This is a genomic window from Streptococcus chenjunshii, assembly GCF_003086355.1.
Classification (GTDB): Bacteria; Bacillota; Bacilli; order Lactobacillales; family Streptococcaceae; genus Streptococcus; species Streptococcus chenjunshii.
The window spans coordinates 973,656-997,371 of sequence record NZ_CP031733.1; the positions used below are offsets into that span (position 1 = coordinate 973,656).

Annotated in this window: 20 protein-coding genes and 1 CRISPR repeat array; of the genes, 18 read left to right on the forward strand and 2 right to left on the reverse strand. The window is 37.0% G+C overall.

Translation table 11 applies throughout. From position 1 onward, the window contains the following. Positions 1-886 precede the first annotated feature (886 nt). Genes cas3 through cas2e form a run of 8 tightly spaced genes read left to right on the forward strand, consistent with a single transcriptional unit; the run spans position 887 to position 10,358 of the window. A complete protein-coding gene (cas3, locus tag DDV21_RS04805; RefSeq protein ID WP_116877385.1) occupies positions 887-3,664 on the forward strand; it encodes a CRISPR-associated helicase Cas3' in 2,778 nt (925 codons plus the stop codon). 5 nt (positions 3,665-3,669) lie between these two features. Then, positions 3,670-5,322, forward strand: a complete 1,653-nt coding sequence (locus DDV21_RS04810; protein ID WP_116877407.1) for a type I-E CRISPR-associated protein Cse1/CasA — start codon at positions 3,670-3,672, stop codon at positions 5,320-5,322. 12 nt (positions 5,323-5,334) lie between these two features. Continuing rightward, positions 5,335-5,931, forward strand: coding sequence for a type I-E CRISPR-associated protein Cse2/CasB (gene casB, locus DDV21_RS04815; RefSeq protein ID WP_116877384.1), 597 nt, complete (start codon positions 5,335-5,337; stop codon positions 5,929-5,931). Then, entirely contained in the window at positions 5,921-7,129 is a 1,209-nt protein-coding gene (cas7e, locus tag DDV21_RS04820; RefSeq protein ID WP_116877383.1) for a type I-E CRISPR-associated protein Cas7/Cse4/CasC, read from the forward strand. Before casB ends, cas7e begins: the two co-directional genes overlap by 11 nt. A 9-nt stretch (positions 7,130-7,138) precedes the next feature. Further along, entirely contained in the window at positions 7,139-7,864 is a 726-nt protein-coding gene (gene cas5e, locus DDV21_RS04825; RefSeq protein WP_116877382.1) for a type I-E CRISPR-associated protein Cas5/CasD, read from the forward strand. 2 nt (positions 7,865-7,866) lie between these two features. After that, positions 7,867-8,511, forward strand: a complete 645-nt coding sequence (cas6e, locus tag DDV21_RS04830; protein ID WP_116877381.1) for a type I-E CRISPR-associated protein Cas6/Cse3/CasE — start codon at positions 7,867-7,869, stop codon at positions 8,509-8,511. A gap of 1 nt (position 8,512) precedes the next feature. Next, positions 8,513-9,454 carry a type I-E CRISPR-associated endonuclease Cas1e gene (gene cas1e, locus DDV21_RS04835; protein WP_116877380.1) on the forward strand — a complete coding sequence of 314 codons (942 nt, stop codon included), beginning with the start codon at positions 8,513-8,515 and terminating at the stop codon, positions 9,452-9,454. Position 9,455: 1 nt separating this feature from the next. Further along, positions 9,456-10,358, forward strand: coding sequence for a type I-E CRISPR-associated endoribonuclease Cas2e (gene cas2e, locus DDV21_RS04840; RefSeq protein ID WP_116877379.1), 903 nt, complete (start codon positions 9,456-9,458; stop codon positions 10,356-10,358). Positions 10,359-10,381: 23 nt separating this feature from the next. Beyond that, a CRISPR array of direct repeats spans positions 10,382-11,202; the repeat unit is 28 nt; unit sequence ATTTTACCCGCACACGCGGGGGTGATCC. 320 nt (positions 11,203-11,522) lie between these two features. Here cas2e and DDV21_RS04845 read toward each other — a convergent pair. Together DDV21_RS04845 and DDV21_RS04850 are read right to left on the reverse strand one after the other, a co-directional pair. Then, positions 11,523-12,086, reverse strand: coding sequence for an NAD(P)H-dependent oxidoreductase (locus DDV21_RS04845; protein WP_116877378.1), 564 nt, complete (start codon positions 12,084-12,086; stop codon positions 11,523-11,525). A 2-nt stretch (positions 12,087-12,088) separates the two neighbouring features. Beyond that, positions 12,089-12,682 carry a TetR/AcrR family transcriptional regulator gene (locus DDV21_RS04850; RefSeq protein ID WP_116877377.1) on the reverse strand — a complete coding sequence of 198 codons (594 nt, stop codon included), beginning with the start codon at positions 12,680-12,682 and terminating at the stop codon, positions 12,089-12,091. A gap of 116 nt (positions 12,683-12,798) precedes the next feature. Here DDV21_RS04850 and hemW point away from each other — a divergent pair, with 116 nt between their 5' ends. The 10 genes from hemW (at position 12,799) to csn2 (ending at position 23,558) form a co-directional block, all read left to right on the forward strand. Next, positions 12,799-13,929, forward strand: a complete 1,131-nt coding sequence (gene hemW, locus DDV21_RS04855) for a radical SAM family heme chaperone HemW (RefSeq protein WP_116877376.1) — start codon at positions 12,799-12,801, stop codon at positions 13,927-13,929. Positions 13,930-13,935: 6 nt separating this feature from the next. Further along, entirely contained in the window at positions 13,936-14,670 is a 735-nt protein-coding gene (locus DDV21_RS04860; RefSeq protein WP_116877375.1) for an acyl-ACP thioesterase domain-containing protein, read from the forward strand. A 2-nt stretch (positions 14,671-14,672) separates the two neighbouring features. Beyond that, positions 14,673-15,290: an NUDIX hydrolase N-terminal domain-containing protein gene (locus DDV21_RS04865; protein ID WP_116877374.1), complete on the forward strand. Its 618-nt coding sequence runs from the start codon at positions 14,673-14,675 to the stop codon at positions 15,288-15,290. Positions 15,291-15,307: 17 nt separating this feature from the next. Further along, on the forward strand, positions 15,308-16,081 hold the full coding sequence (locus DDV21_RS04870) for a TIGR01457 family HAD-type hydrolase (RefSeq protein ID WP_116877373.1): 774 nt from the start codon (positions 15,308-15,310) through the stop codon (positions 16,079-16,081). Then, positions 16,071-16,721, forward strand: a complete 651-nt coding sequence (locus DDV21_RS04875) for a TIGR01906 family membrane protein (RefSeq protein WP_116877372.1) — start codon at positions 16,071-16,073, stop codon at positions 16,719-16,721. The genes DDV21_RS04870 and DDV21_RS04875 overlap by 11 nt, the downstream gene beginning before the upstream one ends. Continuing rightward, on the forward strand, positions 16,718-16,888 hold the full coding sequence (locus tag DDV21_RS04880) for an NADH-quinone oxidoreductase subunit L (protein ID WP_116877371.1): 171 nt from the start codon (positions 16,718-16,720) through the stop codon (positions 16,886-16,888). The genes DDV21_RS04875 and DDV21_RS04880 overlap by 4 nt, the downstream gene beginning before the upstream one ends. Before the next feature lie 530 nt (positions 16,889-17,418). Next, on the forward strand, positions 17,419-21,699 hold the full coding sequence (cas9, locus tag DDV21_RS04885; protein WP_116877370.1) for a type II CRISPR RNA-guided endonuclease Cas9: 4,281 nt from the start codon (positions 17,419-17,421) through the stop codon (positions 21,697-21,699). Continuing rightward, on the forward strand, positions 21,696-22,565 hold the full coding sequence (gene cas1, locus DDV21_RS04890) for a type II CRISPR-associated endonuclease Cas1 (protein WP_116877369.1): 870 nt from the start codon (positions 21,696-21,698) through the stop codon (positions 22,563-22,565). Before cas9 ends, cas1 begins: the two co-directional genes overlap by 4 nt. Continuing rightward, the gene (gene cas2, locus DDV21_RS04895) at positions 22,562-22,906 is read left to right on the forward strand and encodes a CRISPR-associated endonuclease Cas2 (protein ID WP_116877368.1); all 345 of its coding nucleotides are present in this window, start codon (positions 22,562-22,564) and stop codon (positions 22,904-22,906) included. The genes cas1 and cas2 overlap by 4 nt, the downstream gene beginning before the upstream one ends. Beyond that, positions 22,893-23,558, forward strand: coding sequence for a type II-A CRISPR-associated protein Csn2 (gene csn2 / locus DDV21_RS04900; protein ID WP_116877367.1), 666 nt, complete (start codon positions 22,893-22,895; stop codon positions 23,556-23,558). Before cas2 ends, csn2 begins: the two co-directional genes overlap by 14 nt. Positions 23,559-23,716: the final 158 nt, after the last annotated feature.

Here is a 23,716-nt window from a genome sequence, read left to right on the forward strand (position 1 = left end):
TGACAAGTGATTTAATCATGAGATTAGAGAGAGGGCCAGATTGGTTCTCTCTTTTGATGTTGAGAGCACTAAAAGCCGTGTCTTAAAGTTTGCCTCTTCCTAAGGCCAAACATATGCGCTTGATGACCTTAATAAGAGATTGTTTGTGACTTCTAGGTTTAGCGCTGGAGTAAGATTGTCCGAAGGCATTGATTATCTTGAGTCCCTATTTTTAAACGTTTTAAAGACAGTCTGAAAAACTGGCTTGACCGCTTCAAAGCTATCGCCTATTAAGTCAAAGAAGCAGCCAGATTTTTCTCCTGAAAGTGAAAGGAAGGAATGCCCGGGCTTAAAGGTTAATTCCTTCAGCTTACGAATGACGGCTAAGGTTGATATAAAACAAGCTTCTAGCAATGTCTATCATGGAGATCTTTTTGATGAGATATTGAGCATTTTTTGCCGCACAGGAAGAGAGAGTTAGTCATTTTTCTGGATAAGGGGTGCCTTTACAGTGACAATGGTGTTTCTTAAGCTTAAGTAGCATGGGCATGACCTTGAATAGCCAAGAGAGGAATTTTAGAAGTCTTTAGAAAGCCATGCTTGGCCGTTTGTCTTTGATAAGGAGGGCAAGATACAGAAGCATAGCATAGTCTGACTTAGCACGGATTTCAATGTGCGTTCGGTTGCTTTAAGTTATAGATTATATGGGATTTTTTGTGTAGTCAAAAAGACCCCACAATCTCTGTCGGGGTGTCCCCACTACAGAAATTATAGAGCCAAATGATAAGGTTGTTTTAAATAAAAAAACTGTTTTTTATGTGGTATTATATGGTATAATCGTAGCAGAATAGAAATTTTTGTAATATTCTGACTAGTTGATATTATGAAGGATAAAGGATTTTTATCTATGAAAAGAAGGTCTTATTTTTGGGCAAAAAAGCGTGAAGACAGCGGTCGACTGCTTTGGCTTTCTCTGATGCAGCATTTAGAAGACACAAAGAATGTAGCTGGCCTGTTGTGGGAACATTGGTTAGGAGACGGACAAAAGCGATTGATTGAAGAGTCATTAGAAACTGCTTATAAAGCAGAAGATTTAGGTAAACGAGTTGCTCAATTTTTAGCTGCAGTGCATGACATAGGAAAGGCTACACCAGCTTTTCAGACTCAAAAAGGCTATTCAAATTCTGAGGATTTAGATCTGCAACTTTTAGAAAAGTTAGAACGATCGGGTTTTGAAGGAATCAGTTCTCTTCAATTGGCTAAACCTAGACAAAGTCACCATAGTATTGCCGGTCAGTACCTTTTATATAGATACGGAGTCAGGGAAGACCTTGCGACCATCATTGGCGGCCACCATGGCAAACCGATTGATTCTACTGAAGATTATAAAAGTCAGGGTCAATCGTATCCAACTAATTATTTTCAAATTCAAGACTCGGAGAATAAAATTCATCAAAAATGGGAGCAAGCCCAGAGAAATATTTTTAACTGGGGATTAGAGGTTAGCGGCTTTACAAGCGTTGAGGATTTGCCTAAGGTTAAACAGCCTGCTCAGGTTATTTTATCTGGAGTTCTCATTATGGCTGACTGGATTGCTAGCAATGAAGATTATTTTCCTTTATTATCGGTTGATGATGCAGAAGTAAGTGATCCATCAAACAGAATACAAATTGGTTTTTCTGAGTGGAAGAAAACGCGTTTGTGGGAACCCGCAGATCTTATTGACTTTGAAAAGATTTATAAAAGCCGTTTTGGTTTTAAGCCTAGAGATGTGCAGACTGTACTTGCGGATACGATCGTTAATACAAGAAAACCTGGGATCTTTATTTTAGAAGCTCCGATGGGTGTTGGGAAAACAGAAGCCGCTTTAGTAGCAACAGAACAGCTGGCAGCTAAAACAGGAAGAAATGGGATCTTTTTTGGGTTACCTACTCAAGCAACTTCCAATGGGATTTTTCCCAGAATAGAAAAGTGGCTTGAAAGCATTCGAAAAGACCTAGAAGAAAATGAAAATGTTTCTATTCATCTCGTGCATGGTAAAGCCCAACTGAACGAAGCCTTTTCAGAGTTACCAACTGCTAGTAATATCAATAGCGATTATTTTGAAGAGAATGGTAGCGTTATTGTTAATCAGTGGTTTTCCGGCAGAAAGACTGCTTCATTAGATGACTTTGTTGTCGGTACAGTTGATCAGTTTTTGATGGTAGCCTTGAAACAAAAACATCTTGCTTTACGGCACTTGGGCTTTAGTAAAAAAGTCGTGATTATTGATGAGGTCCATGCCTATGATGCTTATATGAATCAGTATTTGCTGGAGGCGGTTCGCTGGATGGGTGCCTATGGTGTGCCAGTCATCATTTTATCGGCAACCTTGCCTGCTGAAAGAAGAGTGGAACTGTTAAAAAACTATATGCTTGGTCTGGGGAAAGAGTTTAATAAAAAAGAAAGAAAAGAGCTAGCTGAAAATTTAAAAACCGATGCTTACCCTTTGGTTACCTATAACGATGGGAATGGCGTTTATCAAATAAAAGACTTCCGACAGAGTGAAAACAAAACGATTACAGTTGAAAGGCTGAAAGAAGAGGAGTTACTGGAGACCGTAGAAAAAGAACTTCTGGATGGAGGAGTCCTTGGTCTTATTGTCAATACAGTGAAGAGAGCTCAGGAACTAGCCAAAACTTTTGCAGAAAAATTTGGTGAAGATATGGTAAATCTCTTGCACTCAGGCTTTATTGCAACACAGAGAATGCAAAAAGAAAAGGAACTCCTGAAGATAATTGGTAAAAAAGCCCAAAGGCCTAAACGAAAAATTATTATTGGAACGCAGGTCATTGAGCAGTCTTTAGATATTGATTTTGACGTATTGATTAGTGACCTAGCACCGATGGATTTGTTAATTCAGCGGGTGGGACGACTGCACCGACATGATATAAAAAGGCCAACAAAGCACAAAGAGCCTCGATTCTATGTATTGGGAACTAGTGAGAGTTTGGATTTTGAAGAAGGGTCTTCCTTTGTTTACGGTGATTATCTCTTAGCCAGAACACAGTATTTCTTGCCAGATTCTATCCATTTACCCGCAGATATTTCTCCACTTGTTCAGAAGGCATATGATTTTGAACAAGAGATTGACTTCGGTGATAAATTAAATGTCAGATACATTGAGGCACAGAAGGAATACAAAGTTAAAATTGAAAGTAAAGAAACCAAAGCTAAGAATTATCGAATTGACAATCCCGTTTTGAAGCCGTCTAGAAGATGTCCAGAAAATCTTATAGGCTGGCTAAAAAATCCTAATCCTGACGAGAGTGAGGAAAAAGCATATGCGCAGGTCAGAGATAGTGAAGATACCATTGAAGTTGTTGCTTTAAAAGTAGTGGAGAGTGGGTATGGCTTATTTGGAGAAGATAAAGATATTTCAGCTGATATTACGGCCTCTAATCTAGCCAAACAGGTTGCACAGAATACATTGCGATTACCTTTAGCCTTATCCAAATCTTATAATGCTGATAAAACAATTAAAGAGCTTGAAGAATATCATATGAGACATTTACCTGATTGGGGCAACTCTTCATGGCTAAAAGGTTCGCTGGGGGTTATCTTTAACGAAGATAATGAGTTTACGCTAAATGGTTTTAGGTTAAAATATGACGAAAAATATGGGCTGCAAGCAGAAAGGGTGTGATGGGTTTGAGCCGCTTTAATTTACTAGATGAGCCTTGGATTTCAGTTGTTTATGATGAGAGAGGACATACCAAAGAGGTGTCTTTCTTGGAATTATTTGCTAATGCTCACCAATATAAGGACTTAGCTGGCGATACAAAAACGCAGGATTTTGCTGTTTTAAGGGTTCTTTTAGCTGTTTTGCATACAGTCTTTTCGCGATTTGATGCAGATGGGAAGCCTTATGATTATCTTGAAGTAGATGAGCAATTTAGGCAAGTTGAAGCAGTAGAAGAAGAGGATATAGAAGACTACGAAGCTGACTTGTATGATACTTGGGTAAATCTTTGGGAACAAGGACAATTCCCAGACATCGTCAGCCAATATTTAGAGAAATGGCGAAATAGATTTTATCTCTTTGATGAAGACTATCCTTTTTTTCAGGTGAGGAAAGAGGATATTAAAACAGTTTTAGACTTAGAAAAAACTTCTGGAACACTTTATGGGAAAAATATTAATAGATTAATTTCAGAGAGTGAAAATACGTACTCTATATTTTCGCCAAAATACGGAGTACAGAAAAATAATGACTTATTAACAGAATCTGAGATGGCTCGTTGGTTATTAACTTATCAAGGATATAGTGGTGCAGGAGATAAGAAAAAGTTTACTTCTCAAAGTGGCAAACATTCTATCGGATGGTTATATGGACTAGGTGGTGTTTATCTATGTGGAAATAATTTATTTGAGACTTTGTTGTTTAATTTTATTCTGCCTTATAATGAGCTTGATAATTTATATCATATTCAAAAGCCATGCTGGGAATTCAAAAGCAGTGAGATGATAGAACTTGTAAATATTGATAATATTGCAAGTTTATACACAGTTTGGAGTAGAGGAATTTATATTAATCCAAAAATCGACACAACTCAACCTTTTTCATGTCGTTTGGCAAAAATTGGTAAGGTCAATGAGCAAGACAATTTTTTAGAACCAATGAGTTTATGGAAATATAATAAAATAGGGGTTAATAGAAATACCTTTACGCCACAAAAACACATATCCAATCAAGCATTGTGGCGCTCATTTGGGCTCTTAGCAGTTGACAATGTTGCAAGAAAACCAGGTATAATTGATTGGCTAAGAGACATAAGAGAAGAGTTGGGAAATAAAAATATTATTATTTCTGCTGTTAGTATGAAAGATGATGATAATGTAACATCAAAGGTTCCTACTGATGAAATCATCGATTCTCTATCTATAAATGACTTTGTAGTAACAGATTTAGAGGAAGGCGGTTGGGTTCCTCGAATTAATGATACTGTGGAAGAAACTAAAAAAGTCATCTCCAGAACTTATAAAAAATATATTGATGATATAAAAGAAATACGCAATATCTCCTCAAATTCATTTACCAGTCAGAAAGTCGAAGAGTTATATTTCAAAATTGATCAGCCTTTCAGACAGTGGCTAGCCAGTATTCAGCATAATGATGAAAAAGATGTGAAAGTGATGGATTGGCGAAAAACCTTAAAAAATCTTGTAGAAGATGAAGCTAAGACGCTGTTGTCTGATGGCGGAAATAGAGATTATATCGGAATTGTTGAAGGTAAATCTGTGAAAAATATTGCAACAGCCTACAATGAATTTAGTTATTGGCTCAGTCAAAATTTAAAATAAAGGAGGGATAAGATGCCAGAACAAAAGAAAACAAAGGTTGCTTCAACAACGAATAAAATTCTAATAAAATTAAGTAAGCAAAAGGATACATCATCTGGAAGAGCTATATTGGCAAGATTACGTCAATCTATAGGAAAGCCAATCAGTGAGACAGTAGCTATCTGGCCTATTTTATTTGAAGATTTACCGGAGGAATTTTTAGGACGTCACGGGTATACTAGCGATGAAGAGCAGGCTATTTTAACCACGCTTCAACTCTATGCCTTGCATCAGCAGAGTCTATCTCACAGCGTACTTGCCGGAGAAGATGGGAAGTATCAGAATATGGGGCATTCTTTTAGACAGCTTCGTCAGGGGGAAGATACAACAGCGCTAGACAGAAGATTTAATGTCATGATAACATCCTCAACATTTGAAGAATTAGTTTATCATTTAAGGCACTTTATCACCTTATTAAAATCAAAATCACCTGAAACCAAGGTGGCTTATGCCAAGTTATCAGAAGATCTATATTGGTTTTTAAGAGGTTATCAGGAAAGAGTCCGCTTATCTTGGGCAAGGGACTACTATAAACGTAATTTTAAAGGAGAAAAAGACAATGACAACTAACCAACACTTATTTTTAGACATTCATGCTATTCAAACACTTCCACCATCAAATATTAACAGAGATGATACAGGCAGCCCTAAAACAGCTCAATATGGCGGTGTCAGACGTGCCAGAGTTAGTTCGCAATCGTGGAAGAGAGCAATGCGGAAATATTTTGAAGACAATAATAATGTAAAAAATATTGGTGTTCGCACATTAAGGATTGTGGATAGTATTGCAAATAATGTTGTCGAAATAAGTAATAATATTAATTTTGATGATGCTCAAAGACTAACTATAGAATTGCTGAATAGAATAAAAAATAAAAAAGGAGATAAGATATTTTCTGTTGACAATGACTATAAAATTTCTGCATTGTTTTTTATGTCTGAATCTCAATCAAGAAGATTAGCGGAAATAATTTTAGATAGAAACTTTGCTGAAATATGTGTGGAGTATGACGGGGTGTCTAATAAAGTCAAAGAAGATAAAGACTATAAGAAGACATCAGAATATAAAGAAATAAATAATAAATATAATAATAAAATTAAAGAAGTTAAACAGATACTACAAGATTGTTTATCGTTAGATATCGCTTTGTTTGGTAGAATGTTAGCAAACGACCCATCTTTAAATGAAGATGCTTCATCACAGGTTGCTCACGCCATTTCGACACATGCCGTGCAGACGGAATTTGACTTCTATACGGCAGTGGATGATTTAGCTCCTGACGATAATGCAGGAGCAGGAATGCTGGGAACGATTGAGTTTAACTCCTCAACTTTATACCGCTATGCCAACGTAGCTGTTCACGACTTGATGAAGCAGCTAGGTGATAAGGAAAGTCTCGTTAATTCTTTAAGTCTGTTTATTGAAGCCTTTGTTAAGTCTCTTCCGACAGGGAAGGTAACATCATTTGCCAATCAAACATTGCCGCAAGCTCTGGTTGTGACGTTGAGAAATGACCGTCCAGTTAGTCTTGTTAGTGCCTTTGAAAAACCTGTAAAATCAACAGAAGGCTATGTGGTTCAATCCATTGAAAAATTAGTAAATGAATTTGTTAAGGTAGAGAAGTTTGTCAATAAACCAATGCTGACCTTCTATATTACTTTGGAAGATGTAGAAGAATTAAAAAGCATTGGAGGTATTGAAAAGAATTCTGTATCCGAACTGTTGAGTGATTTTTCTAAAGAAGTGTCACAGTTAATTCAAGAGTAGGTGAATAAAATGAAAACCATTTTATTAAAACTGGCTGGTCCCTTACAATCATGGGGAACCAGTTCGCATTTTGAGACTAGACATACAGATTTTTATCCGTCAAAAAGTGCAGTGATTGGATTGATTGCCGCCAGCCTTGGCTATCGCAGAGATGAAGATGAAAAGCTTCAGCGATTAAATGAGTTGGATTTTGCTGTTCGAGTAGATCAGCAGGGTAAACTATTAAGAGATTATCAAATAGCTAAAGGATATAACAAAAAGGGACAAGACCATACTTATATAACCAACCGCTACTATTTAGAAGATGCTGTGTTTATCATTGCCATTTCGCATAAAGATGATGTATTGATGTCAACTATTGAAGAAGGTTTGAAAAATCCATACTTTCAGCCTTTTATGGGAAGACGAAGTCTTCCATTGAATGCTGACTTTCTTTTGAAAATAACATCCGATAGTGCCCTAGACAGTTTGAAACAAGTGGAATGGCAAGCTTCCGAATGGTTTATGAAAAAACACTCTGGGGAATCTGACTTTAGCTTAGAAATTTATGCAGATAACTACCTGTTAGAGAAAGAAGCCCACCAGCTACGGCAGGACAGAGTTATATCATTTTCTCAAAAGGCAAGAAAATTCGGCTTTCGCTACGAGACAAGAGATTCTGTCACTGTTCTCAATCCCATGGCCAAAGAAAATGAAACAGAACATGATGTTTTTGGCAGTATAGGAGATGGATAAATATGTATATTTCAAGAGTAGAAATCGACAGAAATAATCGGCGAAAAATTAAAGATCTAAGGAATATTGAGTCTTATCATGGCTGGGTGGAGCAAAGTTTTCCTGATGAAATTAAACAAGAAATTCGCACTAGAAAACTGTGGCGCATTGACCAATTACAAGGCAAGCAATATCTGATTATTGTAAGCCAAGAAAAGCCTAATTTAAAGCAGCTTGAAAAGTATGGTGTGAAAAATAGTGCTCAGACAAAAGATTATGATCATTTTTTAAATTCCTTAAAAGAGGGGGAACGGATGCGGTTTCGTCTTGTCCTCAATCCAGTCATTTCTCGGACGTCGAAGGATAACAATCACAAAAGAGGGGTTCTTATGCCTCATGTTACGGTTAAACATCAGATGGAATATTTAATGAATCGCTCTATGAAAAATGGTTTTGCGTTACGAGACGATGATTTTTCGATTGTTGAAAGAGGTTATGAAGTCTTTAATAAGACTCATTCAAAATCGATTAGGCTCATCAAAGCGGTTTATGAAGGAATTTTAATTGTAAATGATGTTGAGCTGTTTAAAAAGGTCTTAACTGAAGGTATTGGTAAAAAGAAAGCTTATGGTTTTGGTTTAATGACAGTTATTCCTGTAGGTGATTAAAATGAAGGAAAAATTTGGTGCAAAGAAAACCTCTTTGAAAGAACTTCCTAAAATAAGTGATAGAGTCAGCTTTATTTACGTTGAGCATGCCAAGATAAATAGGGTGGACAGTGCTATTACTGTTGCGGACAGTAGAGGTATCGTCAGAATACCTGCTGCGATGATTGGTGTTCTTTTGCTTGGCCCGGGGACTGATATCAGCCATCGTGCGGTAGAATTAATCGGAGATACTGGGACCAGTATGGTCTGGGTTGGTGAGCGTGGTGTACGTCAATACGCTCATGGCCGATCTTTAGCGCATTCAACACGATTTTTGGAAAAGCAAGCTAAGTTAGTTTCTAATTCACGTTCTCGACTGAAAGTAGCTCGGAAAATGTATCAAATGAGATTTCCCAATGAAGATGTTTCTGCATTGACGATGCAGCAATTGCGTGGGCGAGAAGGGGCTAGAATTCGAAAAGTATATAGCTTGCAAGCTAAAAAATATAAAATTCCTTGGACAAAGCGGGAATATAATCCTGAAAATTTTGAAGATGGAACGCCGGTCAACCAGGCCTTATCCGCTGCTAATGTTGCTTTGTATGGATTAGTGCACAGCGTTATAGTAGCTTTAGGTGCATCACCTGGATTGGGATTTGTTCATACTGGTCATGATTTATCTTTTGTCTATGATGTGGCGGATTTATATAAAGCAGAAACCACCATTCCGATTGCTTTTGAAATAGCTGCAAATAGCGCTCCAGAAGATGATATTGGAAAGCTAACCAGACTTAGAGTCAGGGATTCTTTTGTGGATGGGAAATTGATGGCTCGGATTGTTAAAGATATCCAGTATTTATTAGATATAGAAAAGTCAGAAGAATTGTTAGTAGACATATTAGCTTTATGGGATGATAAAGAAAGATTGGTCAAACATGGGGTGAATTACGAGGAGAACTTTTAATATGCCATTAACGGTGATAACTGTAACAAATGTTCCTCCTTCCTTAAAAGGAGATTTAACAAAATGGATGCAAGAGATTGCGACTGGTGTTTATGTCGGAAATTTTAATACAAAGGTTCGAGAACAGTTGTGGGAAAGGGTTCAAGATAATGTTGGCAACGGAGAGGCAACAATCAGCTATGCCTATAGAAATGAAATCGGCTATCAATTTGATACTGTAAATGCTCAAAAGAAAGTTGCGGATTATGATGGTATTCCTTTGGTCATGTTACCATCTAGCTTGGATACTGCTAGCAGAGAACCTAAATTAGGTTTTAGTGATGCTGCTAGATTTAGAAAGATCAGAAAATATACAACACCTGTTAAAAATAGGAATACTCCCCCGAGCCCTTATGTAGTTGTCGATATCGAAACGGATGGACTAAACGAACATGAAAATACTATTATAGAAATAGGAGCAATTAAAGTTAATCAAAATCAGATCGAAGAATTTGAGTATTTAGTGCACTACGATAAGGCGCTGCCAAAGAGTATAAGCCGGCTGACCGGGATAAGTCAGGAACTTTTGAATCGTGAAGGCATGGCCCTTTCGACTGTATTACAAGAATTTTTAAATTTCATCGAAAACCTGGACCTGATTGGTTATGGTATTAATTTCGATATAAAATTTATAAATAGGGAATTAGCGCAATTAAATTATCCTTTGTTGAAGAATAAAACGCATGATTTAATGAGAACTGTAAAAAATGAAAAGCTATTTTTACCTAATTACAAACTCCAAACAGTACTAAAGGCATATGGTATCGAAGAGAAAGTACCTCACAGGGCTCTTCCAGATTCAAAACTCATTTATAAGCTATCTACTAAAGTAAATAAATTTTGGAAGAAGTTTAATCATGAATAGCGACTTTATTGGGATCTTTTAGTATTTTACCCGCACACGCGGGGGTGATCCCTAACTAACCTCTGTCATTCTATGTTTTTAAAAATTTTACCCGCACACGCGGGGGTGATCCCAAACTGATCTTTATTATCAACGACGTGTGTCCATTTTACCCGCACACGCGGGGGTGATCCTAATCTGATTTTGGAAATAGTGAAATACCAATCATTTTACCCGCACACGCGGGGGTGATCCTAGAAAATCTTGGCGCTATGGGTATGCCTTACCATTTTACCCGCACACGCGGGGGTGATCCTGGGCAGAATTTCAAGAAGCAGGCGTATTGTTTATTTTACCCGCACACGCGGGGGTGATCCTTCATTTGAGCTTAGCTTTACCAAATGGTAAATATTTTACCCGCACACGCGGGGGTGATCCTGACTACGATACAGAGACTGTATATGTTGACAGATTTTACCCGCACACGCGGGGGTGATCCTAGATTGTGTGTAAGTGTTGCGATACCTTCTGCATTTTACCCGCACACGCGGGGGTGATCCCAAACAGCTCCGCCTACTGGCTGATCACTGAAAATTTTACCCGCACACGCGGGGGTGATCCGGTTTCACAACCTCAAATTTGATGCCTCTTTTAATTTTACCCGCACACGCGGGGGTGATCCTAACCGTCCTCAGTCTTTTCATAAGGAACACTAATTTTACCCGCACACGCGGGGGTGATCCCGAACACAAATCGTAAGGAATAAGAAAGGTTGAATTTTACCCGCACACGCGGGGGTGATCCCTGATGGACAGCGTCAAAGGAGACTTCTACCTTATTTTACCCGCACACGCGGGGGTGTGCTCCTGCCGGAATTTTTCTACCATTGGTCAAGTTCCTTAAGGGATTTTCTTGAAAAAATGTTTTAATCGGCTATAGTTAGAGAGTGATTTCAGCTGTTTTTCTCAAAAAGTGCAAGCTAAAATAACATCTTACTTTGTCATTTCTTTGATAGGGTGTTAAGTGATATGGCAATAGATAAACTTGCTGATTTTGGGCTAATTTGTAATTGTAATATTTGTACACTCAAAAAGACTCCACAATCTCTGTCGGGGGTTCCCCGCTACAGAAATTATAGAGCCACTTAAATTTAGGCTAAGTCCGTTTTAGTTGTTTTCAAATGATTCAAATCTTTTTAGCAGTCTGAGCTATCTTAGCTAGTTTCTTTTGACGTTCTTGGTCACTGATTTTTTCAATTCCAGTTAGCTGATTGATTTTAACCGGTCGAATGCCGCAGCTTTTCAAAATCTGCCCCTTTAAAACTTTTCCGTAATCCTGAGCAAAGGGTGTAATAAAAGCCGGTGTATTGTGCGTTGTAATAATCCATGCTTTGCCGCTGAGATGGCCTTCAAGACTAGTTTTTGTATTATGATAAGCAAAACCGGCTACGAAAACCCGGTCAATAAAACCTTTCATAATGGCTGGCATACCGCTCCACCAGATAGGGAAGATAAAAATAAACTGTTCCGCCCAAGTCACTAAATCTCGGTATTTTTGAGTTGCAGGATCTTCGGTTAGGCTGCGTCTTGGATGATCTTCATCAAAACGCAGAACCGGATCAAAATTGTCAGCGTACAAGTCTATCAGCTGAACAAAGTGGTTCTCGGATAAGTTGTCTGTTACCGTTTTTAAAACAGCAGCATTGAAGCTTTTGGGATTTGGATGGGCGTAAACAATCAAAGTATTCATAATTATTTTCCTCCTTTAATATAGGTTGTTAACATGCTTTCAATATTTTCCCGAATCGCCTGCTGGTTAAAATTATCGCCAATCGGGCTGTTAATCAGAATAGCAAAACCGGAAATAAAACTCCAAAAGTGAAAGATATTTTCTGTTTCACTCCCTGCTAACTTTTCTTCCTGCCTCAATTTCAAAACAATAGCTCGGAAGGCGTTGAATCCAGGTAAATCAGTTTCTGTAACAATGTTTCCTTCCTTAATTTTCATATAATTGAAAGGATATTTGATAAAGAGTGCTTCAAAAATATAAGGATAAGTCTTGGCAAACGTGACGAAATCGTATCCCATCACAGCTAATTGTTGCCTGGCAGGAGCGGTGTAATCAATATGTTTTTGCATATTTTGGATACTGAAGTCTGAGAGCTTCGCTAAAACGACCCTTAAATAGCCTTCCTTGCTGCCAAAGTGTTTATAAGGGGTACCGTGCGTAACACCGCAAAGCTTAGCAACAGTCCGAAGCGATAGCCGGTCAATACCGTGTTTTTTTATCTCTTCAACTCCTGTTTGGATAAGCTTTTCCTTTAGTTCTGCTGTATGTCGTTTCATCGCTGCCTCCACAAAAGTATATACTGTCTACCTAACAAATAAAAGTATACAGTGTATACTTTTGTTTGTCAAGAATTTACTGTTCTATTTTATTTGAAAAGTGGTAAAATAAAGTCATGTTAAATAAACCGACTTCTGCCTATGTTCATATTCCCTTTTGTACCCAGATTTGCTATTATTGCGATTTTTCAAAGGTTTTTATCAAGAATCAGCCTGTCGATGCCTATCTACAGGCTCTTGTCAGTGAGTTTGACAAGGCAGAGATTGAAGAACTGCGGACACTGTATATCGGCGGCGGAACACCTACAGCTATTTCAGCGGAGCAGCTGGATTACCTTTTAACCCATTTGACTCATAACCTCTGTCTGGATAAGCTGGAAGAATTCACCATCGAAGCCAATCCCGGAGATCTAACCCCCGAAAAAACAGCTGTTTTGGAAAAATCAGCTGTCAACCGTGTGTCTTTGGGGGTGCAGACATTCAATGACAAGCATCTTAAGCGTATTGGACGCGGCCATAATGAAGAACAGATTTATGAAAGTATCAGCAGCCTGAAAAAAGCAGGTTTTAATAATATTTCGATTGACTTAATTTATGCCCTTCCGGGACAGACAATAGCAGATGTCAGAGAAAATGTTGCCAAAGCTCTGGCTCTTGATATACCTCATCTCAGTCTTTACAGCCTTATTCTGGAGCATCATACGGTTTTTATGAATAAAATGCGCCGCGGCAAGCTCAGTCTGCCAGGAGAAGATACGGAAGCAGAGATGTTCGAGTATATTATTTCAGAAATGGAAACCAACGGGTTTGAACATTATGAAATTTCAAACTTTACTAAGCCCGGCATGGAAAGCCGTCATAACCTCATGTACTGGGATAATGCGGAATATTATGGCTTCGGCGCAGGAGCATCGGGTTATATCAACGGAGTACGCTACCGCAATCGCGGACCGATTCAGCATTACCTCACAGGTGTAGCAGATGGCAGTCCGCGGCTGGAAGAGGAAATACTCACTAAAGAAGAGATGATGGAAGAAGAGCTCTTCCTCGGTCTGCGCAAAAAAGCGGGTGTCTCCATTTCACGATTTGAAGAAAAATTTCATGAAAGTTTTGAAAAGCGGTACGGGCAAATTGTAGAAGAATTAATGGCTGACAGCCTTGTTCAAATCACTGACGGACGTTTAAGAATGACAAAAAAAGGCCTTTTTTTAGGCGATACTGTTGCAGAAAAATTTATTTTGGAGTGAGTAAGTATGGGAAAAAAATATGCAGTCGATTATCAAGTCCCTTTTTATGAAACGGATGTCAATCATAATGTCAAACTGCCGCATTTGCTGTCTTTAGCCCTGCAGGTATCAGGGCTTCAGTCCTTATCTTTAGGCGTAAGCGATGATTATATCTTTAAGACCCACCATCTTGTTTGGATTATTACCGAGTATGATATTGAGATTGAGCGTCTGCCAAAATACGGTGAAAAAATCATTATAGAAACGGAGCCGACGGCCTATAATAAGCTTTTCTGCTACCGTGATTTCACCATTTACGGCGAAAGCGGTGATAAAATAGTCGTTATTCACTCGGTCTTTGTCCTTATGGACTATGAGAGCCGGAAAGTTCATCAGGTTGTTGATGATATTGTCGCTGCTTATGATGTCGAAAAAATCAAGCGCATCCTGCGCGGCCCCAAATATACAGCATTGGAAAACCCAGAGGAAACAGTTTACCGTGTGCGCTATTTTGATCTTGATTTAAATGGCCATGTCAATAACAGCAAGTATCTGGAATGGATGTATGATGTCATTGATATTGATTTTCTGCGCCGGCATATCCCGCAAAAAATTAATCTCAAATTTGTTAAAGAAGTGCATTACGGCAACGATATTATTTCCCGTATCGAAAGGGACGGTCTGATCAGCCGGCACGAAATTATCAGCTCTGATGCTGTCCGTGCCCAAGCGAGAATCGAATGGAAAGAAAAGACAGATTGAGCATGCAAGAGGAGAAATGGCTAAACTGGCTGGCAGAACTGCAGGCTTTAGCTCAGGCCGGACTGGCTTATGGACGGGATCCATACGATCTTGAGCGCTTTGCCGCCATTCGGACTTTGGCTGTGCAAATGCTGTCCGACTTAGCTGATTTGCCGGAAGGAAAAGTAAGAGAAGTTTTTGCTAATGAAAAGGGTTATCAAACACCTAAGATAGATACACGGGCTGCTATTTTCAAAAGCGGGAAAATTCTGTTGGTCCAAGAAAGAGATGGCAACTGGACTTTGCCCGGCGGCTGGTGCGATGTGAACCTGTCTGTTGCCGAAAATACGATTAAGGAAGTCAAAGAAGAAGCCGGACTTGATGTGGCTTTTGAACGTCTTATTGCCGTTTTAGACCGCAATAAGCATAACAGGCCTGTCTCTGTTCATAAAATTTGCAAAATTTTTTCGCTGTGCTCTGTCAGATCGGGTGTGTTCACTGAAAACCTTGAGACTGTTGCCAGCGCCTATTTTACAGTGGATAAGCTGCCCAGTTTAGCCGAGGCTAAAACAAATAAAGAACAGATTGCCATGTGTTTCAAAGCTTATGCCGATGAAAACTGGCAGCCTGTCATTGATTGAGAAAGGGAATAAAAAATATGACTTATAAAGGCTATCTGATTGACCTCGACGGGACAGTCTACAAAGGGAAAGAGCGCATTCCTGCAGGCGAGCGTTTTGTCAGCAGACTTCAGGAAAGAAATCTTCCTTATATTCTTGTTACCAACAACACTACCCGTACGCCGGAGATGGTTCAAAAAATGCTGGCAGAACAGTTTCATGTGAAAACACCGCTGCACACTATCTATACTGCTACTATGGCGACCATTGACTATATGAACGATATGAAGCGGGGGAAAACAGCCTATGTGATCGGCGAAGCAGGTCTTAAAACGGCTATCAGTCAGGCCGGTTATATCGAAGAAAAGGAACATCCAGCCTATGTTGTTGTCGGGCTGGACAGCGATTTAACATATGAAAAACTGACAGCAGCCACTTTGGCTATCCAAAAAGGAGCACTTTTTATCGGAACAAATCCGGACTTAAATATTCCGACAGAACGCGGCCTTCTGCCTGGAGCAGGAGCCATCAGTAAACTTCTGGAAGCTGCCACACGTGTACAGCCTGTCTTTATTGGCAAGCCAAATGCCATCATTATGAACAAGGCACTTGATATTTTGAATGTTAAGCGCCATGAAGCGATTATGGTTGGGGATAATTATCAAACAGATATTATGGCTGGCATTCAAAATGATATTGCAACACTGCTGGTGACAACCGGTTTTACCAAGGCAGAAGAAGTAGCGGATCTCCCTGTCCAACCGGATCATGTACTGGCCAGTTTAGATGAGTGGGATTTCGATGAAAAATAAGCTTTGGTTTTTAACAACTTGGCTTTGGCTTTTGACCTTAGCTATTTTGACAACGATTTATCTGGTTTGGCTTTTTTACCCTTTAGAAGTAGGCTGGCTGGATTTAGAAAATACGGTCCATCTCAGCCAAAAAACGATTGTTCATAATTTTAATATTTTGCTGGATTATCTGACCAATCCTTTAAGAACCCATTTAACTATGCCGGCATTTCCTTCATCGGACAGCGGGCTCAAGCACTTTCGCGATGTCAAGTTTTTATTCCATACTGCACAAGCTCTTTTTCTTATTCTGGCTCTTCCCGGCTGGCGGTTTTTCAGGCAGGCAGGTAGGGAAAAATCTTTCTTTTTATATGAAAGATGGTTCATGGGCGCCGCCCTTTTGCCGCTCTTAATAGCGGCTGCGGCTTTTTTCATCGGATTTGACAGCTTTTTTATCCTTTTTCATCAGGCTCTCTTTCCGGGGGATTCAACTTGGCTGTTCGATCCCGCGGCAGATCCTGTCATTTGGATTCTGCCGCAAGATTTCTTTATGCACTGCTTCATTCTCTTTTTTGTCCTTTATGAAGGCTTGATGATCAGTTTAGCAAGGATAAGCAGAAAGCAGACAGCACAGCGCAGGCAAAAAAAGGAGGTCCAATGACAATCGCTTGGTATTATTGGCTGATTTTTGCTTTATCCTGGCTCTTTGCTGTTGTTTTTTGGATAAAATCAAGCTTTATAGCAAATAAAAGAATGAAAACCATTTTCATTATCTGCGGTTTTCTCGCCTTCTTCCTGCCCTTTTTCTGGGGCTGGCTTCTGAGCTAAAATAAACCGAAATCCAGCCGCAGCAGATAACAAAAGAATTATCTGCACCTTCCCTCAGCCAAGAGCCGTTTTGCTCTCAACCTCCTACAACTAAGAGTCCCTCCTGCATAAATAAGCACACCGCAAGGAACTCCTTTTTACAGTCTGTCCTCCTCCAGGTGCTGTTAAGACTGTTTCTATCACTCAAAAAAGCAACGAATACAATATCGTTGCTTTTTTGAGTTGGTATGATACTGCTCTAGATTTTAAACAAACCTAATCTGTCAATGAAATTACGGAAAAAAGCAAATATTTTTTTGAAAACGTTTGCTTTTTTGGGAGGAAAGAGTAAAATAGTTGATATAAGTTAACGGCTTAAGTAAAATTATAAGCCTAATAAAAAAGCACCCGAATCAGGTGCGCATTACTAAATAATGGATAAACCATATTTTAACTCAAAAGATAAATTCTTTTGGCTGTGTTGTTTCGAATGATTCCAACGGATTTAATATAGCAAAAATATCGTAAAAAATCAAGAGTAGGAGAGTCTTATGGCAAAATTTAACAAAAAATATTCAATCGGATTAGATATTGGAGTGGCTTCAGTTGGTTATGCTGTTGTAACAGAAGATCATAAAGTACCTGCTTTCAAATTTAAAGTTCTAGGCGATACTGATAAAAAGAAAATTAAAAAGAATTTGATAGGTTCTGTAACTTTTGAGTCTGCTAAACCAGCACAAGATACTAGAAAGTTTAGAAGTGATAGTAGACGTACCGAAAGACGAGAAAATCGTATTCTATATTTGAGAACTATCTTTAAAGATGAAATTGATAAAGTAGATAAAAACTTTTTTCATCGCTTGGATGAAACATTTAGAGTTTTAGACGATAAGAGTAAAGATATTAAAATTAAACACCCATTTTTTGGAAAGAAGAATTTAGAGCAAGCGTATCATAAAAAGTATCCAACAATTTATCATTTACGTAAAGCCCTAGCTGATGCAGATGGAAGCGCTCCTGTAGCTGATATTCGAGAAATATACATGGCTTTGTCACATATTTTAAAATATAGAGGACATTTTTTAATAACTGGTAAGGTTAATCCTAATCATGTTGACATACAAAATAGTTGGAAGGAATTTTTAGAATCTTGTCAAGAAGAATTTGAAATGGAAATTCAAGAAGGAAGTGAGGAAATTTATAAAATTTTTAAAGAAGCATATAGTAGAAAAGATAAAGTAAAGAAGATATTATCTTATTTTCCAAAAGAGAAAGCTAAGAAAGAAAAAAGTGTTTTTAAACAGTTACTACAAATGTTATTAGGGTTAAAGACGAAATTTAAGGACTGTTTTGATTTGGAGGAAGAACCTGATTTAGATTTTTCTAAAGAAAATTATGATGAAAATTTAGAACTTCTGCTGGAAACTTTAGACGAAGATTTCTCTGATGTTTTTGCAAAGTTAAAGGCTCTGCGTGATACTTTGTTGCTATCTGATATGTTAACTTATGAAGGAGCAACTCATGCACGATTTTCTGCAACAATGATAGAAAGGTATGAAGAACACCGTAAAGATTTGCAGCGGTTAAAAGCTTTTTTCAGAAAAAACTTATCAAAGCAAGACTATCTTGATATGTTTGGGCAGAAAGTTGACGGCAAATTTGAATTTGATAAGAAAATTAAAAGCTATGCTAGCTATATTTCAAATCAAATGGAGTTATCTGATGAAGACAAAAAGAAGAATAAATCAAATCGACAACATTTCTATGATTATCTAGGAAGTAAAATTTCTGATATAAAGGGGTCAGAATATTTCTTAGAAAAAATCGAAGCTGGGACTTTTCTTAGAAAATTGCGTACATCTGATAACGGTGCAATTCCAAATCAAATTCATGAATATGAATTTAAAGCAATTATTGATAGACATGGAAAAGATTATCCATTTTTGTTAGAAAATAAAGAGAAGTTGATATCTATTTTGACATTTAGAATCCCATATTTTGTTGGCCCATTATCAAAAGGTAATAGTAGCCGATTTGGTTGGGTTCAGCGAAAAGAACATCCAGAGATTTTAGACAATGATGACATTGATACAAAAAATGGAAATATTAGGCCATGGAATTATGATAGATTAATTGATATGGACGCAACTAGAGATGAGTTCATCAATAACCTTATTGGAAATGATGTCGTTCTACTGAATGAAAAAGTTTTGCCTAAACGTAGTTTAGTATATGAAGAGGTAATGCTCCAAAATGAATTAACACGAGTCAAGTATAAGGACAAAACAGGGAGATCTAATTACTTAGATGCTGAATCAAGGAAACAAATCATTGGCGATTTATTTAAGACTAATAGTAAGCGTATTAGTTCACAAGATTTACTTGATTATCTACAAAAGTACACTAATTTAAATGCTGTTGAGATTATTGCTGGTATTGAAAAAGGGAAATCTTTTAATGCTGTTTTGAAAACTTATAATGACTTTAAAACGATTTTTTCAAGAGATTTTTTAGATAATGAGGAGCATCAAAAAGAATTGGAAGAAATCATTAAGGTTATCACGGTTTTTGATGATAAAAAATCCATCAAAGATTACCTTGAAAAATATTTTGGTAATCTAGATTTCTTAAATGAAGAGCAAATTAATCAGCTTTCCAAATTACGGTATACAGGATGGGGAAGGTACTCTGCGAAACTTCTATTAGAGATTCGTGATGATGACACAGGTTTTAACTTGTTACAATTTATCCGAAATGACGATAGAAATCGGAATTTATTACAACTTATTTCTGATGGTGAGCTTTCTTTTGATCAAAAAATAAAACATATTCAATCTGAAAAATTAGCTGAAGATGATGTATTTGAAGAAATTAAGAAACTAGCAGGTAGCCCGGCGCTAAAACGTGGTATATTAAATAGTATTAAAATTGTAGATGAGTTGGTTAAATTTATAGGTTATCCACCTCAAAATATTGTGATTGAAATGGCTCGTGAAAACATGACAACTGAGGAAGGAAAAAGAAAATCAAAGTCACGTAAAGATAAATTAGAAGCAGTATTGAAAAAAACTGAAAATGACTTATTGATAGGAAGTGGTAAAGATAAAAAGTTACCATTTTCAAATGAACAGCTACAATCTGATAAGTTATACTTGTTTTGTCTACAAAAAGCGAAAGACATGTACTCTTTAGATGAATCAGGAAATCCTGAGCCCCTATATTTAAATCAATTAGATGAGTATGAAGTAGATCATATTATCCCTTATAGCTATTTACCGATTGATTCCATTGATAATAAAGTTTTGACACGTCGTTCTAATAACCAATCTAAATTGGACAATATACCAGATAAAAAAACAGTTTTTGAAATGAAATCATTTTGGGAACAACTTTACGAGGATAAACTGATTTCTCAAGTTAAATTTCAGCGTTTAACAACCAGTGAGCGAACCCCTGACGGTGTTTTGACTGAGGATATGAAAGCAGGTTTTATTGAGCGCCAATTAGTTGAGACACGTCAGATTATTAAACATGTTGCTCGACTATTAAATGAACGATTTACAGAAAGTCAAATTGTTACTTTGAAATCACAACTTGTTTCTAATTTTAGAAATATGTTTCACATTGTAAAATTACGTGATTTAAATGATTATCATCATGCACATGATGCTTATTTAAACGTTGTTATAGGACAAACTCTGTTGAAAGCTTATCCTAAATTGGCACCAGAGTTGATATATGGACGTTATGGTAAGTTTAATCGTCATAAAGAAAATAAAGCAACATTAAAGAAGCATATTTATTCAAATGTGATGAAATTTTTCAACAATCCAGATTCTAAAATTAATAAAGATATTTGGTGTTGTGACAGAGACTTACCAATAGTCAAGAATGTTATTTATAATACTCAGATTAATTTTGTGAAACGGACTATGATTAAAAAAGGCGGTTTTTATAATCAAAATCCTGTTGGGAAAACAAGTAAAAGAATTGCAGCAGCAAATCGTTATCCACTCAAAACTAAAGGTGTAGTTTTAAATCCTGAAATCTATGGAGGATACGGTCCAGTAAATTCTGCGATGTCAGTTTTTGTAGTTGCAGAAAAATATAACAAAAAGAAATCGAAATTAGAAACTGTTAAAGAATTTCAGGATATTTATATCATTGATTATCCTAAATTCAAAGAAAATCCAATGTTGTTTTTAAATGATTCTTCTGAACATGGATTTTTAACTAAAAATAATTTAAATCGTGTTTTATTTTTTAAGAAACTACCTAAATATTCATTAATGCAAAAGGTTGACGGAACAAAAGTGTTATTTGAAAGTAAAACAAACCTCCATAAAGCAACACAGTTTAAACTAACTGAAGTGCAGAGTGAGTTGTTTTTCCATATGAAACGTCTTTTAACCAAATCAAATTTGATGAATTTGAAATCAGAAGAAGCGGTTACTGAAAGTCAGAATTATGTAATTAATCATGCTGAAGAGTTCGAAATTATTGTTCATCGTCTATTTTCCTATGCTGAAAAGCAATTAGGAAATAAGAACGTTTTTAAGAAAGCGATAGTCGCTTATACTAAACGAAAATATCAAAAGATTGATTTAACTGAGGAAGTTATCAAATATTATTATGATAACTTTATGAAATTATTTTCTTTAGTTAAGAGTGGAAGTAGCAGCGGATATGTAAGACTATTTGAAAGCTCAAAAATACGAAATGCCAATTACAGTCCGACTAAAAAAGAAGTTAGTGCCACCCTCATCCACCAATCTATAACTGGGCTTTATGAAACCCGTATTGATTTAAGTCAATTAGGAGAAGACAAATGAGCGGTTGGCGTACAGTTGTTGTAAATACACATTCAAAGTTAGCATATAAAAATAATCATTTGATTTTTAAAGAGGCTTCTCGGACAGAATTAATCCATCTGTCCGAGATAGATATTCTTTTGCTGGAGACGACAGATATTGTTTTGTCAACTATGCTGCTAAAGCGTTTAGTTGATGAAAATATTTTGGTTATTTTTTGTGATGACAAACGATTTCCGATTGCTAATTTGATGCCGCTGTCCGCCCGGCATGATTCCAGTTTGCAGTTAGCGAGGCAGGTGGCTTGGACCGAAGATGTTAAAGCTGATGTTTGGACTAATATTATTGCTCAGAAAATTTTGAATCAAAGTTTATACCTTAGTGAGTGCTCTTTCTTTGAGAAATCTCAGTCTATTATGGATTTATACCATGGTCTGGAGCTGTTTGATCCAAGCAATCGTGAAGGACATTCTGCGAGGATATATTTCAATACCTTATTTGGCAATGATTTTTCACGGGAACAGGATAATGATATTAACGCGGGTCTTGATTATGGTTATACCTTACTTTTGAGCATGTTTGCGCGTGAAGTTGTTGTTTCCGGTTGTATGACACAATTTGGTCTCAAGCATGCCAATCAGTTTAATCAATTTAACCTTGCCAGTGATATTATGGAACTTTTTCGTCCTATTGTTGACCGTATTGTTTATGAGAATCGCAATAGCTCATTTATCAAAATAAAGCGGGAACTGTTCAGCATGTTTTCAGATACCTACCTTTACAACAGCAAAGCAATGTATTTATCTAACATTGTCAGCGATTATACCAAAAAGGTAGTAAAGGCTCTTAATAATAATGGGAAAGGAGTTCCTGAGTTTAGGATATGAGTTATCGATATATGCGAATGCTTTTAATGTTTGATTTGCCAACCGATACGGCTGAGGAGCGGAGGGCTTATCGTAAGTTTCGAAAATTTTTACTGAGTGAAGGATTTATTATGCATCAGTTTTCAATTTACAGTAAGCTGTTGCTTAATAATTCTGCTAATAAGGCTATGATTGACCGTCTGCAGGAGAATAATCCTAAAAAAGGGAACATTACACTATTGACTGTTACAGAAAAACAGTTTGCTCGAATGATTTATCTGCATGGTGACAGAGATACAAGTATTGCTAATACAGACAGCCGCTTAGTTTTTCTTGGGGAGGCTTACGATGCTGAAGATTAATTTCCCTATTTTAGATGAGCCGCTTGTATTACAAAAAGGAACAATCTTGGCGGTTGAAGATGTTATGGTTTATGCCAGGTTAGTAAAGCTGTTTTACCAGTATGATGAAGCCAGTGAGCTTAAATTATTTGATGAGAAATTAAAATCATTAAAAGAATCAGAGATTATGCTTGTCACTGATATTTTAGGTTACAATATCAATTCATCTGCTATGCTTAAACTCATTCATGCTGACTTAGAGGAGCAATTCAATGAAAAACCGGAAGTCAAAGCCATGATTGAAAAGTTGGCAGCTACAATAACAGAGCTAATTGCTTACGAATGTTTAGAAAACGAATTAGATCTGGAATATGACGAAATTACAATTCTAGAACTTATTAAAGTTTTGGGGGTAAAAGTAGAAACAAGCAGTGATACTGTTTTTGAAAAGTGCTTGGAAATTTTACAAATTTATAAGTATCTTAGTAAAAAACGTTTGTTAGTCTTTATCAATAGCGGCTCCTATTTAACAAGAAAAGAGGTTAAAGAGCTGCTTGATTATATTAGCTTAACCAACCAAACAGTCCTTTTTCTTGAACCGCGTAAGCTCTATGATTTTTCTCAGTATATTTTAGATAGAGACTATTTTTTAATTGATGGAATAAAGCATTAGGAAGGATTGCTGGAGCTAATACCGATAATGTAAAAGGAGTTTAGCTGCTTGTTTTGATGAAGATCAGAGCATCAATAGAAAATAGCGCTGAAACCTTGATTTTAAAGCATTTTTTAGATAAAATAGAAGTAATAAAATGGAACTGTTTGATACTGAAG

Bases quoted from the DNA above. Each gene is read 5' to 3' on its own strand.
- cas5e (WP_116877382.1), top strand. From the start codon at position 7,139: ATGAAAACCATTTTATTAAAACTGGCTGGTCCCTTACAATCATGGGGA.
- cas7e (WP_116877383.1), top strand. From the start codon at position 5,921: ATGACAACTAACCAACACTTATTTTTAGACATTCATGCTATTCAAACA.
- cas9 (WP_116877370.1), top strand. From the start codon at position 17,419: ATGGCAAAATTTAACAAAAAATATTCAATCGGATTAGATATTGGAGTG.
- DDV21_RS04865 (WP_116877374.1), top strand. From the start codon at position 14,673: ATGCAAGAGGAGAAATGGCTAAACTGGCTGGCAGAACTGCAGGCTTTA.
- cas2 (WP_116877368.1), top strand. From the start codon at position 22,562: ATGAGTTATCGATATATGCGAATGCTTTTAATGTTTGATTTGCCAACC.
- csn2 (WP_116877367.1), top strand. From the start codon at position 22,893: ATGCTGAAGATTAATTTCCCTATTTTAGATGAGCCGCTTGTATTACAA.
- DDV21_RS04860 (WP_116877375.1), top strand. From the start codon at position 13,936: ATGGGAAAAAAATATGCAGTCGATTATCAAGTCCCTTTTTATGAAACG.
- DDV21_RS04875 (WP_116877372.1), top strand. From the start codon at position 16,071: ATGAAAAATAAGCTTTGGTTTTTAACAACTTGGCTTTGGCTTTTGACC.
- DDV21_RS04870 (WP_116877373.1), top strand. From the start codon at position 15,308: ATGACTTATAAAGGCTATCTGATTGACCTCGACGGGACAGTCTACAAA.
- cas6e (WP_116877381.1), top strand. From the start codon at position 7,867: ATGTATATTTCAAGAGTAGAAATCGACAGAAATAATCGGCGAAAAATT.
- hemW (WP_116877376.1), top strand. From the start codon at position 12,799: ATGTTAAATAAACCGACTTCTGCCTATGTTCATATTCCCTTTTGTACC.
- cas1e (WP_116877380.1), top strand. From the start codon at position 8,513: ATGAAGGAAAAATTTGGTGCAAAGAAAACCTCTTTGAAAGAACTTCCT.
- cas2e (WP_116877379.1), top strand. From the start codon at position 9,456: ATGCCATTAACGGTGATAACTGTAACAAATGTTCCTCCTTCCTTAAAA.
- DDV21_RS04845 (WP_116877378.1), bottom strand. From the start codon at position 12,086: ATGAATACTTTGATTGTTTACGCCCATCCAAATCCCAAAAGCTTCAAT.
- casB (WP_116877384.1), top strand. From the start codon at position 5,335: ATGCCAGAACAAAAGAAAACAAAGGTTGCTTCAACAACGAATAAAATT.
- DDV21_RS04880 (WP_116877371.1), top strand. From the start codon at position 16,718: ATGACAATCGCTTGGTATTATTGGCTGATTTTTGCTTTATCCTGGCTC.
- DDV21_RS04850 (WP_116877377.1), bottom strand. From the start codon at position 12,682: ATGAAACGACATACAGCAGAACTAAAGGAAAAGCTTATCCAAACAGGA.
- cas3 (WP_116877385.1), top strand. From the start codon at position 887: ATGAAAAGAAGGTCTTATTTTTGGGCAAAAAAGCGTGAAGACAGCGGT.
- cas1 (WP_116877369.1), top strand. From the start codon at position 21,696: ATGAGCGGTTGGCGTACAGTTGTTGTAAATACACATTCAAAGTTAGCA.